Source organism: Brevibacillus humidisoli (assembly GCF_020923435.1).
In the GTDB taxonomy this organism is placed as follows: Bacteria; Bacillota; Bacilli; order Brevibacillales; family Brevibacillaceae; genus Brevibacillus_E; species Brevibacillus_E humidisoli.
The window spans coordinates 1,764,905-1,782,681 of the sequence record NZ_CP087263.1; the positions used below are offsets into that span (position 1 = coordinate 1,764,905).

Consider the following 17,777-nt stretch of genomic DNA (forward strand, 5'->3'; position numbering starts at 1 on the left):
TACTTAGCTTGCATTCCATTAACATCAGTGGAATACAATTCATCTTGTGGTCTGTAGATCCTAATTTGGATGCCGCTTCTTGATGGGAGGTGATGAACCAGCGCTCAGTATGGAGCTTGAAGACCTGCCAAGTCATACCTTGGCCTGCGAGGTGATCATTGATTGGTAAGCGGCAAGAAAATCCTGGTTACAGGCGGATCACGCGGCATCGGTCGTGCAACAGTGTTGGCCCTCGCCAAAGCGGGAGCTGACGTCGCCTTTACGTATCACAGTAATACGGCAGCAGCCGAAGCTGTCTGTCAGGAAGCGGAAGAGGCGTCAGCACGAGTTTTGGCGCTGCAAGCAGAAGCAGAACAGTTTGAAAAAACAAAAGAAACAGTGGAACACGTGCGCCAGATGCTTGGCGGGCTGGATGGGGTGGTTCTGAATGCTGGGATTACCCGAGACCGACCGCTGGTGATGATGCCGGAAGAGAGTTGGGACGAGGTTATGACAACCAACCTCAAAGGGACATTCAACTACGCTCGTGCCGCAATTTATGACATGGTTCGTCAGCGTTCTGGACGGATTGTCTGTGTCAGTTCCGTGAGTGGTCTGGTAGGCGTGCCTGGACAGACCAATTACGCGGCTACCAAGGCGGGCCAGATCGGCTTCGTCAAATCGCTTTCCAAGGAGGTTGCCGCATACGGAGTGACCGTGAACGCCGTTGCACCGGGTTTTATTGAAACAGACATCTGGGAATCGATACCCGAGTCAAAACGGGAAGGAATCATGAATAGCATCCCGCAAAAACGACTGGGAAAAGCGGAAGAAGTAGCTGCCGCGATCCGCTTTCTACTCTCGGAGGAGGCAGCCTATATCACAGGTAGTGTGCTGGTCATTGATGGTGGACTCAGCTCGTAGGTGCGAGCAATCCGCCTTAATGAAAATATTTTGTGAGGAGGATTTCACGATGAATGAACAGGAACTGCGCAGTCAATTGAAGTCGATTGTTGCCGAGATTATCGAGGTGGATGACTTTGGAGATGATGAAAACTTCGTCACAGACCTGGGTGTTGATTCGATGATGGCGCTCGAAATCGTGGCCCGTATTGAAAAAACGTATCGAATCCGAATTCCGGAGGAGTACCTGCCGGAAGTGAAGTCGCTTAACGATGTGACTCGCATCGTGACACAAGTCATGCAGCCGATCAGTGGCTGAGCAAAAGAAGATAAGGAGGGAGAGAAAATGGTCCGGCGAATCGCGGTTACTGGGCTTGGAGTGCTTTCTCCGATAGGTATCGGCCATCAAGTGTTCTGGCAGCGACTCGTTGCAGGAACAGTGGGCACGAAGCCGATTCGCTCATTCGATTCAAGCATGTTTGACGTACATAATGGGGGAGAAGTGGACGACTTCGACCCCGTTCCCTACTTCCAAGTCCTCGATCCTACTCTTTGCGGACGCACCACCCAGTTGGCAGTTGCAGCATCCCGTCTGGCTGCCGAAGATTCAGGAGTGCTGGATGGTGGATACGACCGGCAGCGAATCGGCATCTGCATGGGAACGACGATGGGCAATCAATCGATTGTGGAAGACGAGAACGATCGGCAAATCCAGAGGAAGGATTCGTTAGACTCTGCGCATATCTCCCATTACCCTGAATCCTTTATTACCGCAGCCGTTGCACAAGAGTTAGCGGTAGAAGGACCGTGCCAAGTCATTCCCACTGCTTGCGCGGCTGGCAATTACGCGATCAGTTGGGGTGCGGATCTAATCCGCGACGGGGTCGTGGACGTGGCGATTGTCGGTGGCGCCGACGCCATGTCACGCGGTTGCTTTGCCGTCTTCCACAGATTGGGCGCGATCGCCCCGCAAGTCTGTCAGCCCTTTGATTTAAACCGCAAGGGCATGATGGTGAGCGAGGGAGCAGGCGTGCTCGTCCTGGAAGATTACGAGAAAGCAGTCTCTCGCGGCGCCCATATTTACGCAGAGTTACTCGGATACGGCTTGGCCTGCGATGCTTATCATCCTACCGCCCCTCACCCGGAAGGGATCGGAGCAGAAGGGGCGATGCGAAAAGCCCTGGCCGACGCTCAATTGAATGAGACATCTGTATCGTACATCAGTGCACACGGTACAGGTACCCGCGCAAACGACTCCTCTGAATCACACGCAGTCCGCAAGGTATTTGGAACAACAGCTGATGAGATTCCAACAAGTTCGATTAAATCGATGCTGGGACATACAATGGGTGCTGCTAGTGCCATTGAAGCTGTTACTTGCGCTCTTACCATCTACCACTCTACCATTCCTCCAACGGCTAACTTCCAAGAACCAGACCCGGAATGTCTGCAGCATATCGTACCCAATAAAGCGATTTCCTACCCGATCGATGTCGTGTTAAGCAATGCCTTTGCATTTGGTGGCAATATCTCCACGATCATTATGGGGAGAGTGTCGTAACATGTCTAATCAAGCAGAATCCATTGCGATTACCGGAATCGGAGCAGTGTCGGCATACGGCTTGGGTGTAGAGTCTCTCTGGTCTGCTATCGGCAAGCGCGTACCGCGAAAAACCTTGATCCACGATCAGGAGGCGCCAGAATCGGATGTGCTGTATGGGCTTCAAGTAGGAGAGTGGAATCCTGCCGAACTGCTCGGCAAGCGCGGTTTGCAGTTTTTGCGACCGAGTACGAAGTACTTGCATGCCGCTTCCTTGCTTGCCCTGCAGGATGCCAAATTGTCGCCCAAGTCGCCTGATCCTGATGAAGTAGGGATTGTGGTCGGCAGCAACTTGGCTGGTTTGCAAAGTATTACGGAGTACGATTTGACTGCCGTGACCGAGGGCCCCCAATACGTCAGCCCGATGGAAGCTCCCAATACGCTGGCCAATGCGCCCGCTTCTCATCTGGCAATACGAGTTCAGGCAAGAGCTTTTAACACCACCATTGCTTCCGGTCAGTGCGCCGGTTTTGACGCCTTAGGCTACGCTTCCAAGATGCTGAGGGAAAAGCGGGCGCGTTACGTGATCGTGGGAGGGGTGGAAGAATTAAATCCGCGGGTGATGTGGGTGTACCGGAATGCAGGCGTACTGCCCAAGGATCGTCCAGAGGATGCAGGCAAGCCGTATCGATTGGACAGTACGGGGTGGCTTCCAGGCGAAGGGGCAGCGGTGCTGATCTTGGAGCGTAAAGAGGACGCCCAAAAACGGGGTGCCAAGATCTTGGCAGAACTACTCTCCTGGTCAAGTTCCTTCGCGATTTCCTCGTCACCTGAGAAGCGCTCCGCAGGACTGGAGAGAGCAATTCGAGATGCACTGGTCACAGCACGAATAAACCCGAATCAGGTCGATTTGGTCCTCTCAGGTGCCAATGGATTGGTAGAACAGGATCGGGCGGAAAGCTTAGCTCTCCGCACACTTTTTGCCGACCATCCAGACGTTCCCGTACTGCCGGCCAAAGAGACGCTGGGAGAATGTTACGGTGCCAGCGGCACGTTTCAGTCGATTGCGGCAGTCTGTGCGATCAACGAGGGGACGATTCCCGCTGCCTACCGGATTGCTGCGGACGAAGTCGCTGCCGCTTCTAACATGCAGGAACTGCCCGGAGGTGAACTTCGATCCGGCAGTCAACGAGGGACGGTACTGTTGACCAGTCAAGATCTGTTTGGATCGGCAAGTGCGGTCGTTCTGGCCGGATCTCGGGAATAGAGAGGGGGCAATGGAGATGATGACGGTTCGGTTAGGCTTTGATGAGGTTCGTCGTCTACTGCCTCAAAGCTATCCGTTTGTCCTGGTGGACGTGATCGAGGAGTGGGAAGCCGACAGCCGTATTGTATGTCGGAAAAATGTGACAGGGAACGAGTGGATGTTCCCTGGGCATTTTCCCGAACGCGCGATCTATCCTGGCGTGTTGTTGATTGAGGGCATGGCACAATCGGCGATCTTGCTGTTCCGATTGGACGAAAGCAAGTCGGACAGCGATCGTTCTGCGTTCATGATCGCCGGCGTAAAAGCCCGCTTTCTGCGGCCGGTTGTGCCTGGTGATCAGATCCGTTATGAGTGCACGGTGATAAAAATGGTAAGTACGGGTGGGGTCGTGGAAGCGACTGCCCAGGTTGACGGTGAGATCGTGGCAAAGGCTGATCTCACGTTCGCCGTTCAACCATGAGGGGGAGAGAAGCGGTGAAAACAGATGTTGTGGTAATGGGTGGCGGGGTGGCCGGCTCTGCATCAGCCTTTTTCCTGGCCATGCAGGGACTCCAAGTCGTTGTCGTCGATAAGACTCGGTTCCCCAGAGACAAGATCTGCACCTCGACGGTCAATCCGTATGCGATGACCTATCTGATGAAGATGGGTGTGATGAAAGAACTGATGTCAGACGGGATGATCCCGATTGAAGGCATGCAGGGATACAGCTATGAGGGAACCTCATACCGCGGGTATTATGAACCGCACTATCCGTTTGTCAACTTCGGCCACACCATCCCCCGTTATCGGTTGGATGCGGCTTTGTCCAATCGGATTAAACAACTACCTCAGGTAACACTGTTGGAAGACTGGGCCGTAGAAGAAGTGATTACGGATCACAGCGGACGAGCGATTGGTGTGCGTGGCAATCACAAGGGACATAGCGCATCGATTTCTGCCGATTTTGTGATTGACGCTGCCGGTAGAGGATCGATAGTCGCCAGAGAGAATGGCCTTTTTGAGATGATGAGGGATCACGAACGGTACGCGGTAGTTTGCCAGTATGAGGGGGTGAAGCCTCCGTATCCGCTGTTTACGATTGGAACGGATGAAACGATTGGTCCCGGTTACTTTTGCATTTTTCCGGTGACCGACAGCGTTTCGATCGTCGGTTTTATACTCGACCCACAGGTGTTTTCCACGGTGAAGCCAGATCCGGCAGGATGGGTCGATGCATTTGTGCAGCGTGACGAGTGGGTGGTGCGGGAATGGCTGTCATCGGCCAGGAGAGCTTCTGACGTGGTAGCGTTTGGGCCGCTCGCTTTTACGACGAAACAGATCACCAGGAACGGTATTTTAATGGTGGGAGATACGACCGGGTTTTTTGATCCTCTTACCGGCGAAGGGATTGGCATGGCGATTCGCTCCGGGGAACTGGCAGCCCAAACGGTCGCCAGGCTGCTGGGGGGAGGCGCTAATTGGGAACAGGAACATGCCCTCTACGAGCAGACGTTTATGGCGGAAAAGGCAGAAAGTCTGGAGCAGTCCAGGCAGATGCACCGGATGCTGAAAAGGCCAGCGGCGTACAATCGCTTCGTTGAGGCACTGAGCCACAATCAGGAGGCAGCCAATTGGGCAGCCCGTTCGTTCGCCAATATGCTTCCGCCAGGAGAACGTGTTTCCGGTCGGCTTTTTGAGCTGGTTACCAGCAAACAGTAAGGGAGAGAGGGGGATGAGCGAGATGAGCGAGATGTTTTCCGGACGTACATACCTGATAACCGGTGCTGCCCGCGGGATTGGCAGAGAACTGGTAAAACAATTGGTTACCGATGGTGCCAACGTCTACTATACCTACTATCAAGATCAGGAACATGTAGAGAGTCTGCGAGAAGAACTGAGCGAATACAGAGAGCAGTTGGACGGAGTGGAGCAGGACGCACGTGATCCGGAAGGGGCCAAACGGGTAGTTGACTTGGCATTAGCCCGCTTTGGCAAGATTGATGGACTGGTGAACAATGCCGGGTACAAACTGGATCGTTCATTTGTGATGATGCAGGATGAAGACTGGGCTGATCAGATGAACATCAACCTGAACAGCGTCTACTATTATTCGCGCGCCGTTGCCTATTACATGATCCGGCAGAAGTATGGACGAATCATTTGCATGGGGGCCGTAAGCGGCGCGCTGATCGCAGGTCCCTATCAAGTGGCATACGGTGCCTCAAAAAGCGGATTGGTCGGTTTTACCAAGTCGTTGGCTTATGAACTGGCCCGCTTCAATATTACGGTCAACATGGTTACCGGAGGCATGATTGACACCGAAGGGATGAAGTTTCCCCGCGAGATTCGCGAAGTATGGGCAGAGCACATTCCGCTGCGCAGGCTTGGCAATCCACAGGAAACGGCTTCCCTGGTCAAATACCTGTTGACTCCGATGAGTGATTATATTACCGGACAAAACTTCGTGATTGACGGGGGAATGACCCTGCTTGGCTTTACCAACATCGAAAAAATGCTTCCTACCTATTACAAAGGGTCGACGAATCTGGGCAAAAGCCTGGTTACGTAAAAAGGTATCGTTTCCATAACCTGAGCGAAATAGAGGAGGCTTGTATGGAGAAACAATCTGGAGTTGTCGGCAAAGAACGAACGGTCCGCGGTGAAGCAGTATTGGAAAACAAATACGATGCGATCGTAATCGGTGCAGGAATCGGAGGCTTGTTCGCTGCCAATTTTCTGGTCAAAGCCGGTGTCAAAACGCTGCTCATCGAACGGCATAACGTGGTGGGGGGATACCTGCAAGGCGGCTGGCACAAAGGTTTTTACTTCGACTATGGCACACAGTCTAACGAGATCAAGGGGGCGATTCTGCCTGCCCTGCAGGTCTTGGAGCTGGATGATCGGGTTACGTTTCACCAATGCCACCATCGCTTCATGAGCAGCGAAGGACTTGATCTGAGCTACCACACTCTCGACGATGCAGAGCGTGCATTTGTGGAAGCGTACCCGGAGAGTGAAGCCGGTCTGCGCAACTATTTCCAATACTATCGCCGTGTGACCGAAGTAGCCAAACTGGTCAACGAGGAAGGACTGGGCAGCATCATCACGACTAACTCCACGTCCTTTATGCCGGATTATCACGCCTATTGGAAAACGAAACCGTATTACGAAGAAATGATGGATTACGATTCGATTCACTCCTGGCGGAAAGCGAGAGAATTCCTCGGTGGAAACAGCCGCGTCGCGAGAGTGTTGACCCACTTTGGCTATCGCAACCAAAGTGCACTCTCGACCGGAATCTTCTGGCATTTGTGGCGTGACGACTACTACTACAATGAGGGCGGCAAGCAGGAGTTTGTCGATATGCTGGCAGACGCATTTGTCGAACGCGGCGGCACCCTGGCGATGGAAACTCATGTCGAAGAGATTCTGGTTGACGATGACGCCGCTGTAGGTGTTCGGTTAGCCAACGGCAAAGTAATCCGTGCCGAACATGTCCTCTCCAATGCCGACATGCGCATGACGATGGAACGGCTGTTGGGAGGCCACGAAGCAGTGCGGGGCTGGATCGACCAGATGCGCAAGACAACGCTCAGCGAAGCATTCTACACCGTCTACCTGGGTCTGGACATGTCGCCGGAAGAGTTGAACGAGTACCTGAAAGGCGCCCATCATAGCTGGATTTTCCCCACACACAAGCCACTTGCTGAACCGTTTGATGTCTCGTTCCACGGGAGCCTGCCGATGGAAATCTCTGCACCCTGCTTGCACGATCCATCGCTCGCCCCCGGTGGAAAATCTAACGTTGTCCTGCAGACGTTCAGCTTCTATGACTGGATGAACCGCTGGGAGATCAACGCCGATGGTCGTCGGGCATCCAAGTACCGTGCGCTCAAAAAACAGGTGGAGCAGCAGTTGGTTGATAATCTCGAATTGGTCATCCCAGGGGTGCGCAGCAAGATCGTCCATCAGTTTTCATCTACACCGCTGACGCACGAACGGTACACGTTAAATGCGAACGGCGCTACGGGAGCGTGGACGTGGAATCCCAAACGGACGTTCGTCAAACTGACCGAGCAGCGGGTAACTACGCCAATCCGCAATCTGTACTGCGCCGGACATTGGGCCCTCTATCCCGGAGGGTTGCTGACCGCCACCATTGCCGGAAAAATTGCCGCCGATTTGGTCATACACGGTTACACACCAACTCATGAGCAAAGCGAAGCAGATCGATTGACCGTGTAAAGAACATAGACAGAGAAGGTTAGGAGCATAGGGAGAGAAGAAGGGCAAGGAGAGAACGACGCTAGATGCCAGGAGGGGACAGGATGAATACAGCACCATGCGAAGAAAAAATCTACCGCTACTGGTGGTTCCACGATGGGGCGTGGTACCAGAATGTCGCCAGGAAGTTTGGCTTTGAGGCAGCCAATGAACTGAACAAGGAAGCACTGCGATACATGGCGAAGCGCGGCATGCAGACCTATGTGCGCGAAAACGGCATCGATCTGTCTGAGATTACCACCATCGAAAGCCTGGCTCACCACTACATGGAAGGAGCGTCCGAGATGTGGCCCGAGCACTGGGTGCATCTCGAAGCAAATATACTCGGCCCCGACAGCTTCGAAGTGGTCAATCGCAGAAATTTTGCGATCGAGATGCTGCGCAAGGCAGGCACTCTCGACAAATACGAATGCCCGGGACTGGCACTGCGGGAAGGGTGGTTTGCCGGGCTTGGCATCAAGAATTACATACAGGAAGAAAGAGAGTGCGTGGTGAGAGGCGATGAGGTCTGCCGGTACTGGGCTCGTATCGATTTTGCCGGCGGGGAAAGGTGAGAATTCATGCCAAAACTGCTGTACAAGATCAGCGGACGGTTTGTGAAGATTGATGAGATAGGCAACATTCCGGGAGGGGAACGAAAGAACTTTCACTTCATGGGGGATTGCGAAGGCGAGCAGTTGAAGGGTACCTTGCGCGGAGTTGACTACGCCCTGACCAAGGACGGCACTGTTCACATCCACATCCATGAACTGTTCACGACTGATCAAGGTGAGAAAATCACCATTGAACGAAATGGTCATTCTCTTCCCAGTGAAGACCCAGACATGATTTTGCTGGAGGGAACCGGTAGGGCGGGAACCGGTTCCTCCCGTCTCGCCTGGTTAAATGAAGTACCAATCGTCTGGAAAGCTTGGATTAATCGAAAAGACGTTCATTTCTCTGCGGAGGTATACCACTCATGATCCAGAAACCGACTCCCCCTGATTGGTCAGATGCACCTGTCGTTGAGAACTATACCGATTTTTCACGAGAAGCGTTTTGGGGCGCGTACCACTGGCAGGCCGCGGTCGGATTGTACCGCTCAGGTTTGCACAAAACCAAGGGAGATGTGCTTGACATCGGCTGCGGTCCCGGATGGCTTACTTTCATCCTCAAGGATATGTCTCCTGAAGCATTCTGCTGCGGTCTGGATCTGTCGGAAGAAATGGTAGAGGCCGCCCAGACCATCGCCCAGCAGAAACAATATACCGATCTGCGCTTCGTCCAAGGTGATGCAGGGCAGCTTCCGTTCCCTGACAATTCCTTTGATCTGGTGACCAGTTGTTTCTCTTTTCGACTATGGGACGACCAGATTCGTGGGCTGCAAGAAGCCTACCGGGTTGTCCGGCCAGGCGGACTGGTCTATATCGCCGATATTAGCGGGGACGTCCCCTTGGAGCAGCGGGAGCAGATCTTGGACGCAGCGCCGCAATCGGGCCGTACGTTTTTAAAACTGGCGATGGAGATGGGCATCCCGGAAGCAGAGGTTCGCGAGCTGGCCACCAAAACCGGTATCCCTGTGTGGGAGTGCCGCATTGGCGGAATGGGCGGGTACCTGCCCACACAACGAGAGGTGCTGGACTGGGTAGGCGAAGGATTCCCGCTGCGTCATTTGTACAGTCTGGTTCAGGGCAAAGACTGGGCGCGTGAGTTAGGAAAATACTGGTTTCATCTCTATTTAGAGAAGCCTTAGCGCTCACGTTAGCCACACGAAGGAAAGGTGGTGTGATCGTGCCACAGTTTGGTGGAAAGCATGCAGTGGTGATCGGAGGCAGTATTGCCGGTTTGTTGGCAGGCCGGATCTTGGCTGAGCACTTTGACTATGTTACGATCCTCGAGCGGGATCAGTTGCCCGACGATGGAGGCGCACGCAAGGGGGCGCCCCAGGGATTACACAGCCATATCATGTTGAAGGCTGGCGAACTGGTCATTGCCAAGTGGTTCCCTGACTTCTACGAAGAATTGAATGCCTCAGGCGAAGTACCGGTTATTGATTCTGCTGATATCAACTGGTTTCATTACGGTGTTTGGCGATTGCGTGTTCGGACAGGCATGCCGAAAACATTGATGACCCGACCGTATTTTGAGTGGAAGATACGCGAAAAACTTGTCAACCAGCCCAACGTGACGATCAGACAGCAGTGTGAAGTAGCCGGTCTAATCGTCGATGAGAGCGGCAATCGCGTTACAGGTGTGAAAATCGGTCAGAAAGGCAAAGGTAAAATGACTGCGGCCGAGCGTCACTCCTCCGATGTAGATCCTGACGCGATGGAGCACCTCTCGGCTGACCTGGTAGTAGATGCGAGCGGCAGAGGTTCACAAACCCCCAATTGGCTGGAAGCGATTGGCTTTCCCAAACCAGAAGAGGCCGCAGTCAAGATCGATATCGGCTATTCTACCCGTTTATACGAGCCACCCAAGCATAAAACATTCGATTGGCAATTTCTGCTAGTCTATCCCAAAGCTCCTTATGGCTCTAAAATAGGGTTTGTACAGGCGATCGAACACAATCGCTGGATCGTTACCTTGGCTGGATGTGTCGGCGATTATCCGCCGAACGACGAGGATGGCTTTCTTGAGTATGCCAAGCAGTTGGACAGACCGGATGTATATGAGGCGATCAAGGATGCGAAGCCGCTCACACCGATCAAAATCCATCGTTTCCCGGCCAGTCTGCGCCGACGCTACGAAAAACTGTCCCGCTTTCCCGATGGCCTCTTGGTAGTGGGAGACGCAGTCAGCAGCTTCAACCCGGTGTATGGCCAAGGGATGAGCGTCACAGCAATGGGAGTTAATGCTTTGGACGAATGCCTGCAGGAACAAGCGATGTACAACAAGGGAAACTTAGCTGGCCTGCATCGTCGCTATTTTCGCAAAGTGGCGAAAATCGTTGACGCGGCATGGCTGGCGGCCGTTACGGAAGATTTCCGCTATCCGCAGGCGCAAGGGCCAAAGCCGTTCGGAACAAAGCTGCTCAATTGGTATATGGGCAAGCTGTTTGAGTTGGCTTCCGTCGATCAAAAAATCTATTTTCAAGTGATCCTGGTGCAAAACTTGGTGGCCAGTCCGCGCACACTCTTTTCTCCGTACATCATCCGCCAGGTTCTGAAAAGCAACTTTACAAAAACGGCAGAGAAAGAGAACAAGAGTATTGCTGTCGAGATGAACAAGCAAGCTTGATCACTGAAGCGTCATGATAAAAAACTCACTTTCACTCCGCTGATGGGAGCGAACCGCAAGCAGGGCTATGCTTATCTACAGTCGTAGAGAGCATGGTCTTTTTTTGTTGCCAAGCATACGGATGGGATGCCTATTGAGGATTGGGCATCATCAGCGATACGATCAGACAATTATCACACATAAGTGTGCAAAACACTATTCGTGCCCCCATGACAATATGTTATGATAAAGGGCAAATGGAACTGCTGATCGTATAATTTCGTGCGTTGAAGGAGAGTGTCAAGAATGGAAAAACAGACGACAGATTCGTTGCGACGTCCTCTCCGTGACTTGCGCATTTCCGTGACGGACAAGTGTAACTTTCGTTGCCAATACTGCATGCCAGCTGAGCTCTTCGGTTCTGATTACCAATTTCTCCCACAAGACAAACTGCTGCGTTTTGAAGAACTGACTCGTCTGTCAGGCATTTTTACATCGCTCGGTGTGGAGAAGATCCGGATAACGGGTGGAGAGCCGCTATTGCGCAGGGATTTGCCCCGTTTGATCTCGATGCTGCATGAAGTGGAGGGGGTACGTGACATTGCCATGACCACCAATGGTTCGCTGCTGGCCAAGCATGCGCAGGCGTTGAAGCAGGCTGGACTGGGGCGAGTAACCGTGAGTCTGGACAGTCTGGACAACGCTCGGTTTAAGCAAATCAATGCGAGAGGCTATCAGGTGGAGACCGTGCTGGAGGGCATCGAAGCGGCGGCGGCGGCAGGCTTGCCGGTAAAAATCAACATGGTCGTTCAGAAAGGCGTTAATGAGCAAGATATTTTACCGATGGCTCGTTATTTTCGGAACAAGGGACACATCCTGCGCTTTATCGAATACATGGACGTAGGGAACAGCAATGGCTGGCGACTCGATCAGGTCATCCCCAGTCGACAAATTGTACAGATGATTGACGCGGAGATGCCGCTTGAGCCGGTTGATCCCAATTACTATGGAGAAGTAGCCACCCGGTACCGCTACCGGGGAACAGGCGCGGAAATCGGCTTGATCTCGTCTGTTACCCAGGCGTTTTGCGCCACTTGTACACGAGCCAGACTCTCGGCAGAGGGGAAGCTCTACACCTGTCTGTTTGCATCTACAGGGGTGGATCTTAGAGAGCCGCTGAGAGAGGGCGCCACTGACCGTGAACTGAGGGAGTTGATCACAGGGATATGGCGCGAGAGAGCAGATCGCTACTCTGAAGAACGCTTGCAGAATACAGACGGACTTACCAAGAGGAAGAAAGTTGAGATGTCGCATATTGGCGGTTAAACCAGAAAGGAGGGACGATGGGGGCCCTCCTTTGTTGCTGATGAATCACTCTCATGAAGGATCTGATGGGGCAAGTGGATTCCAGGGCCCCAGCTGATGCCCTTTCCACTCACTGCCGTCCTCCCAGATCTCTTTTTTCCAGATCGGGACGATCTGCTTCAGTCGTTCAATCGCATAGCGGCCCGCTTCGAACGACTCTTGGCGGTGAGGAGCGGCGACCGCGATCACCACGGCGATCTCTTCAATCTTCAATTGACCAATGCGGTGATGAATCGCTACTTCGGTTCCTGGCCAGCGTTGATTGATCTCTTCGGCGATCTGCCTCATCTTTGCTTCTGCCATTGGCGGGTACGCTTCATAAGTGAGGGAGACAGTGCGCTGACCCTGCGTATACTCGCGTACCGTACCGACGAACGTCAGCACGGCGCCAGCATGCGGATTGGATACCAGTCGGATGAGCGAGTCAGCACTGATCGGATGCTCCGTGATGCGAAACCGTTCCTTCTGTGAGGAAATCTTCCTCTCCGACTCAGACAACTCTTGGCCACCACTCACAGGGGGCAGGATCGCTACTTCGTCTTCCGGACCAACCGGATGAGCAGGAGATGCGTACTCCTGATTGACGGAAACAAAACAACTGTCTAACAAGGATGACAGCTCTGGATACGAGCGAGAGACGGCCTCAAGCAGCGATTGCACAGTGGCCGGTTCTGCTACCGATACGTCAATCTGACGTTGCCCGGTGCGTTCAGCGAGGGCGGCAAATAAAAAAACCTGAACCTTCATACATGGTCACCTTCTTGAGAAAAATCTGTGCGAAGCGAATCGACATATACTCTTTAGACGATAACATAAAATCGAACCGGGACAAATAGGAACGGGCATATCGGTATCGGAAAGCCGTTGAGGTTTCCTGCAAAATTACTTACTATTGTATAGGAACAGACATTTTTACAGACAAAAGGAGACTGGAACCATACCATGGAACAGGTGATCATAATCGGGGCAGGCCCCTGTGGACTGTCTGCCGCCGTTGAATTAAAAAAGCTCGGCATCGATCCGCTATTGATCGATAAAGGGCCGATTGTCAATTCGATCTATCGCTACCCTACGTATATGATCTTTCACAGCACACCGGAGCTGTTGGAGATTGGCGACATTCCCTTTACCACAGCAAACGAGAAACCGACGAGGATAGAAGCCCTGCAGTATTATCGGCTAGTGGCGACTCGACATGATCTGCGCATCAACAGCTACCAGACGGTGAAAGGGGTGGAGCGGGGAGATGGGTTCTACCAGGTTGCCGCCGAAGGCCGTTTTGGAGAGACGCATCACTATCAGTGCCAGCATCTGATTGTGGCCACCGGCTACTTTGATCATCCCAACCGCCTCGGTGTGCCGGGGGAAGACTTGTCCAAAGTGATGTCATTTTATAAAGAGGCCCATCCCTATACGGGGTTGAAAGTGGCCATCGTCGGAGGCAACAACTCAGCAGTAGACGCCGCACTGGACCTGGAGCGGGCAGGTGCGGAGGTAACCGTCATCTATCGGAGCGCGGAGTTGTCACCCAAAGTGAAGGCTTGGACTCGGCCGGTCTTTGAGAGCATGGTAGAGAAGGGACGGATTCGCATGCTGTACTCCTCCCAGGTGACGAAAATTGCCGAACGGATGATCGAGATCGAAACACCCAACGGGCCGCTTACGCTGGAAAACGATTACGTGTTCACGTTGATTGGTTATCGACCTGATCGAACCTTGCTAGCTGCCATCGGAGTCCACACGGATCCGCAAACCGGTGCGCCGCAGTTTGATCCAGACACCATGGAGACCAATGTGCCGCAGGTCTACATCGCAGGTGTGATCGCGGCAGGAAACGAAGCAAACGCGATCTTTATCGAAAATGGGCGCCATCACGGCCGGTTGATCGCCCAGGCGATCGTTTCCCAAACGATATAGGAAGGCGGCAGTGTGCACTCGCTGCTGTTTTCCCGATACATGTTTTCTATTCACAACTGTTCTAGATCTCCTTTCTGCCAAAAAATTGTACCTTGGGCCACAATCGTTTTTGCAGTCTTGTCAGAAATTGTGATATACTCAGATCGAACCCCACATTGATGATTTCGGAGGTAACCAATAGAGCGATGAAGTAAGCACACGATCTCAGTACAGCTTGTATGCAGGCAAGCAGCTTCTTCCGATAGGGAGAGCGGTACGGGATACGTGTGTCCTTACGGGATGATACATGGGTATGTTGATGCTTACGGACGGCAGCAGGATTTGTGCTGTTTTCCCTTTGTGCAGGCAAGCATCGTGACTACCTCCCGATAGCCGCATTCAACCGCAGGAAGAAGCCTGCGGTTTTTTGATTTCTTGAAGCGATCAATCGTATCGTGAGAAATCGTAATGATGCGGAGGGATGTTTATGATGATCGTAAAAGCGACAGGACTGCGCAAAGAATGGAACGGCAGGACCTTGTTCGAAAATATTGATCTGGAGATAGCCAGTGGAGAACATGTCGTCCTGCTTGGTCAAAACGGGGTTGGAAAAACGACGCTGCTGCAGGGGCTGATCGGCCAACTACAACTAGACAGGGGAGAGATTCAACGCTTTCTGCCGCTGGAGAAGTGGGGCTGGTTGAAACAGTCCGTAGGACGAGAAGCGGAGCACTCGGCGATCCAGTTTGTCCAATCTGGCATACCGAAGATGGATCTACTGAAGCAAAAGCTGGATCATTTGCAGCGGCAGTTGACGGTAGAAGGCAGAGATCAGGAAGAATCGATAGAGTCTTACAGCCGCCTCCTTGAACAGTATGAAGCAAACGATGGCTATACCTGGGAGGCCGAAGTAGAAAAATGTCTGCGCCAGGTTCAGCTGGATCCGTCGGCCTGGGAACTCCCGTTTCACCAACTGAGCGGCGGACAGAAGACCAGGGTGCAGTTGGCTCGGCTGCTCCTGCAAAATCCGTCATTTATTTTAATGGATGAGCCTACCAATCATCTCGATTCGGAGACACTGCAATGGCTGGAAAAGTGGATAAACGCCTATAAAGGGGCGATCTTGCTCGTCACACACGATCGTTACTTTATGGATCAGGTCGCACACGCGATCTACGAGATGAGAGCGGATGGCAGTACTCGTTATTCTGGAGGATATACACCATACAAAGAGCAAAAAGATCGGGAGCGGCGGACGTTGGAGGTAGAGCACCGAAAACAGGAGCAGGAGCGCAAAGCCCTTTTGGAAAACATCCGCCGATACCAGCAATGGTTCCATCAAGCTCACCGAGCGGCGGGACAAAACGATTTTTACAGAGCAAAGTCCAAAAAGAATGTCTCCCGGATGAAAGCGAAAGAATCTGCGCTGGAACGCTTGGAGCAACAGCAGGTGCAAAAGCCAAGAGAAGAGCGGAGGCTGAACATGCGGTTGCAGGGAACGGAATTTTCTGCTCATACCCTTGTTCGATTGGATCAGGTTCGTTTTGCTTATAGCGGCGAACCCTTGTTCGAGGGGCTGAATCTCTCCGTGAACCGGGGGGATCGAATCGCGGTGATCGGGCCAAATGGAACGGGAAAGAGTACGCTGCTGAAGCTGATCACTGGTAACCTCTCGCCGCAAGAGGGGAGCGTCTACCTGCATCCGCAGACCGCTATAGGCTATTTTGAACAGGAGCTATCTGCTTTGCGTATGGAAGAGACAATACTAGACAGTTTGTTGCGACTGCCGGATATGACCCAGACGACAGCCCGCACCATCCTCGGGAGCTTCCTCTTTTCAGGAGAGGATGCCTTCAAGAGTATCGGTGATCTCAGCATGGGAGAAAAATGTCGGGTCGCTTTTCTCTCTCTTTATTTCAGCAGAGCGAACCTGTTGGTGTTGGATGAGCCGACCAACTACCTCGACATCAATACCAGGGAGAAGGTGGAAGAAGCGTTGGCAGAATATCCGGGTGCAATGGTGCTGGTTTCTCATGATCGTTACTTGATCCGCCGACTTGCCAACCGACTCGTGATCCTAGATGGAGAAAGTGTGCAGTTGTTTTCCGGAACCTACGAGGAGTACATGGAATCCGGCGCTGTTCGTCCGCTCACGACGGAAGAACAGCACAGGGAAAACGAACGACGTCAGTTGGAATGGCAACTTGCCCGCTTAATCGGACAGGAGTTGCCTGACGACGCTGATGAGCGGGCACGCATCCTGACAGAAACAAGACGGATCCGTCAAGCTATCGATCAGTTGAAATAAAGACACAGGAGAGTGATTGCTCTCGCTTTCCTTACAAGATTGTAAGCTGCCTGTAAGTCGAACCGATAGTTTCTGCTGCCGCTTCTTTCTACAATGAAGATAGAGAACGATCTGTTCCCTCCGTTACATTTTGGAACGCGGGTCCGTCCTATCATGTAGAAAGGGGGCTTCTCCATGGGGTATATCCTGACATCAAAGACAAGGCCTCGACAGCAAAGTCAGCAGAAGAAAGTAGATAAACAGGCAGAGATGAGCAGGAAACGGCTGGGGAAATGGCTTCAAAGAGTGCTGTTTGGCTCTCTCAGTCTCTTCTTGATCAGTTGGATTGGGATTGTTGCAGCCGGAGAATGGCTGATCGATGATGCGAAGCTCGCCGAGTATCTGAAACCGGTCGACGGGAGGGTCAAAGGAGGAGAGCGGACATATGTATCGCTGCAGGAGATGCCGGATTACGTCTGGGAAGCATTTGTCTCTATTGAAGACCATCGGTTTTCCTACCATTTCGGGATCGACCCGGTAGGGATCGGCAGAGCTATATGGGTTGATCTGAATGAAGGAAAATTATCACAGGGGGGCAGCACCATTACCATGCAGTTGGCCCGCAACCTGTTTCTTACCCATGAAAAGTCGGTCACTCGCAAACTGAAGGAAATGGTGATCGCGATCAATCTAGAGCGTATGCTTACAAAAGAAGAGATCTTGGAGATGTACCTGAATTACATCTACTTTGGGCATGGACAGTATGGGATCGAGTCAGCTGCCAACTGGTATTTTGGGAAAAGCGTCTCGAAAGAGGGACAGACGATTACTTTAGGTGAAGCGGCGCTGTTGGCAGCCCTCCCCAAAGCCCCAGAACTCTACTCCCCTGTGAAAGATTGGGATAAAGCGATGCGACGGCAAGCTGTGGTTCTAAACCGCATGGTAGAACTTGGATATATAACCGAATCGGAGAAAGCTGATGTATCCGAGCACGTACTCCTCTCCCCCCAGGCAGCTGCGATGCGTTCCGCCTCATAATGGTTGCAGTGTGTCGTTGTGCCGTGTCGGTCATCCGAATG

Annotated in this window: 17 protein-coding genes; 16 read left to right on the forward strand and 1 reads right to left on the reverse strand. The window is 52.6% G+C overall.

The features are described from left to right. Nucleotides 1-162: 162 nt before the first annotated feature. The 13 genes from fabG to moaA all read left to right on the forward strand — a co-directional run bounded on the left by fabG (nucleotide 163) and on the right by moaA (nucleotide 12,476). Nucleotides 163-903 carry a 3-oxoacyl-ACP reductase FabG gene (fabG, locus tag LOK74_RS08760; protein ID WP_230046258.1) on the forward strand — a complete coding sequence of 247 codons (741 nt, stop codon included), beginning with the start codon at nucleotides 163-165 and terminating at the stop codon, nucleotides 901-903. A 49-nt stretch (nucleotides 904-952) separates the two neighbouring features. Further along, nucleotides 953-1,201: an acyl carrier protein gene (locus LOK74_RS08765; protein ID WP_230046259.1), complete on the forward strand. Its 249-nt coding sequence runs from the start codon at nucleotides 953-955 to the stop codon at nucleotides 1,199-1,201. A 27-nt stretch (nucleotides 1,202-1,228) separates the two neighbouring features. Further along, nucleotides 1,229-2,443, forward strand: a complete 1,215-nt coding sequence (locus LOK74_RS08770) for a beta-ketoacyl-[acyl-carrier-protein] synthase family protein (protein ID WP_230046260.1) — start codon at nucleotides 1,229-1,231, stop codon at nucleotides 2,441-2,443. 1 nt (nucleotide 2,444) lies between these two features. Further along, nucleotides 2,445-3,689: a beta-ketoacyl-[acyl-carrier-protein] synthase family protein gene (locus tag LOK74_RS08775; RefSeq protein WP_230046261.1), complete on the forward strand. Its 1,245-nt coding sequence runs from the start codon at nucleotides 2,445-2,447 to the stop codon at nucleotides 3,687-3,689. Between the two features lie 16 nt (nucleotides 3,690-3,705). Next, entirely contained in the window at nucleotides 3,706-4,149 is a 444-nt protein-coding gene (gene fabZ, locus LOK74_RS08780; protein ID WP_230046262.1) for a 3-hydroxyacyl-ACP dehydratase FabZ, read from the forward strand. A 14-nt stretch (nucleotides 4,150-4,163) separates the two neighbouring features. Beyond that, on the forward strand, nucleotides 4,164-5,387 hold the full coding sequence (locus LOK74_RS08785) for an NAD(P)/FAD-dependent oxidoreductase (RefSeq protein WP_230046263.1): 1,224 nt from the start codon (nucleotides 4,164-4,166) through the stop codon (nucleotides 5,385-5,387). Nucleotides 5,388-5,409: 22 nt separating this feature from the next. Next, nucleotides 5,410-6,237 carry an SDR family NAD(P)-dependent oxidoreductase gene (locus LOK74_RS08790; RefSeq protein ID WP_230046264.1) on the forward strand — a complete coding sequence of 276 codons (828 nt, stop codon included), beginning with the start codon at nucleotides 5,410-5,412 and terminating at the stop codon, nucleotides 6,235-6,237. Between the two features lie 44 nt (nucleotides 6,238-6,281). After that, nucleotides 6,282-7,913, forward strand: a complete 1,632-nt coding sequence (locus LOK74_RS08795; protein WP_230046265.1) for a phytoene desaturase family protein — start codon at nucleotides 6,282-6,284, stop codon at nucleotides 7,911-7,913. Nucleotides 7,914-7,996: 83 nt separating this feature from the next. Next, nucleotides 7,997-8,506, forward strand: coding sequence for a hypothetical protein (locus tag LOK74_RS08800; RefSeq protein WP_230046266.1), 510 nt, complete (start codon nucleotides 7,997-7,999; stop codon nucleotides 8,504-8,506). 6 nt (nucleotides 8,507-8,512) lie between these two features. Continuing rightward, nucleotides 8,513-8,914, forward strand: a complete 402-nt coding sequence (locus tag LOK74_RS08805; protein ID WP_230046267.1) for a DUF3237 family protein — start codon at nucleotides 8,513-8,515, stop codon at nucleotides 8,912-8,914. Beyond that, the gene (locus tag LOK74_RS08810; RefSeq protein WP_230046268.1) at nucleotides 8,911-9,684 is read left to right on the forward strand and encodes a class I SAM-dependent methyltransferase; all 774 of its coding nucleotides are present in this window, start codon (nucleotides 8,911-8,913) and stop codon (nucleotides 9,682-9,684) included. Before LOK74_RS08805 ends, LOK74_RS08810 begins: the two co-directional genes overlap by 4 nt. Before the next feature lie 38 nt (nucleotides 9,685-9,722). Next, the gene (locus LOK74_RS08815) at nucleotides 9,723-11,171 is read left to right on the forward strand and encodes an NAD(P)/FAD-dependent oxidoreductase (protein ID WP_230046269.1); all 1,449 of its coding nucleotides are present in this window, start codon (nucleotides 9,723-9,725) and stop codon (nucleotides 11,169-11,171) included. 285 nt (nucleotides 11,172-11,456) lie between these two features. Then, nucleotides 11,457-12,476, forward strand: a complete 1,020-nt coding sequence (gene moaA, locus LOK74_RS08820) for a GTP 3',8-cyclase MoaA (RefSeq protein ID WP_230046270.1) — start codon at nucleotides 11,457-11,459, stop codon at nucleotides 12,474-12,476. Between the two features lie 51 nt (nucleotides 12,477-12,527). On the opposite strand, the gene moaD is transcribed toward moaA, so the two are convergent. Then, the gene (moaD, locus tag LOK74_RS08825) at nucleotides 12,528-13,262 is read right to left on the reverse strand and encodes a molybdopterin converting factor subunit 1 (RefSeq protein WP_230046271.1); all 735 of its coding nucleotides are present in this window, start codon (nucleotides 13,260-13,262) and stop codon (nucleotides 12,528-12,530) included. Between the two features lie 195 nt (nucleotides 13,263-13,457). On the opposite strand from moaD, the gene LOK74_RS08830 reads away from it, so the two are divergent. The 3 genes from LOK74_RS08830 to LOK74_RS08840 all read left to right on the forward strand — a co-directional run bounded on the left by LOK74_RS08830 (nucleotide 13,458) and on the right by LOK74_RS08840 (nucleotide 17,736). Further along, complete coding sequence (locus LOK74_RS08830; protein ID WP_230046272.1) at nucleotides 13,458-14,432, forward strand: YpdA family putative bacillithiol disulfide reductase; 975 nt, start codon at nucleotides 13,458-13,460, stop codon at nucleotides 14,430-14,432. 466 nt (nucleotides 14,433-14,898) lie between these two features. After that, the gene (gene abc-f, locus LOK74_RS08835; RefSeq protein WP_230046273.1) at nucleotides 14,899-16,719 is read left to right on the forward strand and encodes a ribosomal protection-like ABC-F family protein; all 1,821 of its coding nucleotides are present in this window, start codon (nucleotides 14,899-14,901) and stop codon (nucleotides 16,717-16,719) included. Between the two features lie 174 nt (nucleotides 16,720-16,893). Then, nucleotides 16,894-17,736 (forward strand): transglycosylase domain-containing protein, encoded by an 843-nt coding sequence (locus tag LOK74_RS08840; protein ID WP_230046274.1) that lies wholly within the window; start codon nucleotides 16,894-16,896, stop codon nucleotides 17,734-17,736. Nucleotides 17,737-17,777: the final 41 nt, after the last annotated feature.

Bases quoted from the DNA above. Each gene is read 5' to 3' on its own strand.
- LOK74_RS08765 (WP_230046259.1), top strand. From the start codon at position 953: ATGAATGAACAGGAACTGCGCAGTCAATTGAAGTCGATTGTTGCCGAG.
- LOK74_RS08770 (WP_230046260.1), top strand. From the start codon at position 1,229: ATGGTCCGGCGAATCGCGGTTACTGGGCTTGGAGTGCTTTCTCCGATA.
- LOK74_RS08775 (WP_230046261.1), top strand. From the start codon at position 2,445: ATGTCTAATCAAGCAGAATCCATTGCGATTACCGGAATCGGAGCAGTG.
- fabZ (WP_230046262.1), top strand. From the start codon at position 3,706: ATGATGACGGTTCGGTTAGGCTTTGATGAGGTTCGTCGTCTACTGCCT.
- LOK74_RS08790 (WP_230046264.1), top strand. From the start codon at position 5,410: ATGAGCGAGATGTTTTCCGGACGTACATACCTGATAACCGGTGCTGCC.
- LOK74_RS08795 (WP_230046265.1), top strand. From the start codon at position 6,282: ATGGAGAAACAATCTGGAGTTGTCGGCAAAGAACGAACGGTCCGCGGT.
- LOK74_RS08800 (WP_230046266.1), top strand. From the start codon at position 7,997: ATGAATACAGCACCATGCGAAGAAAAAATCTACCGCTACTGGTGGTTC.
- LOK74_RS08805 (WP_230046267.1), top strand. From the start codon at position 8,513: ATGCCAAAACTGCTGTACAAGATCAGCGGACGGTTTGTGAAGATTGAT.
- LOK74_RS08810 (WP_230046268.1), top strand. From the start codon at position 8,911: ATGATCCAGAAACCGACTCCCCCTGATTGGTCAGATGCACCTGTCGTT.
- moaA (WP_230046270.1), top strand. From the start codon at position 11,457: ATGGAAAAACAGACGACAGATTCGTTGCGACGTCCTCTCCGTGACTTG.
- moaD (WP_230046271.1), bottom strand. From the start codon at position 13,262: ATGAAGGTTCAGGTTTTTTTATTTGCCGCCCTCGCTGAACGCACCGGG.
- LOK74_RS08830 (WP_230046272.1), top strand. From the start codon at position 13,458: ATGGAACAGGTGATCATAATCGGGGCAGGCCCCTGTGGACTGTCTGCC.
- abc-f (WP_230046273.1), top strand. From the start codon at position 14,899: ATGATGATCGTAAAAGCGACAGGACTGCGCAAAGAATGGAACGGCAGG.
- LOK74_RS08840 (WP_230046274.1), top strand. From the start codon at position 16,894: ATGGGGTATATCCTGACATCAAAGACAAGGCCTCGACAGCAAAGTCAG.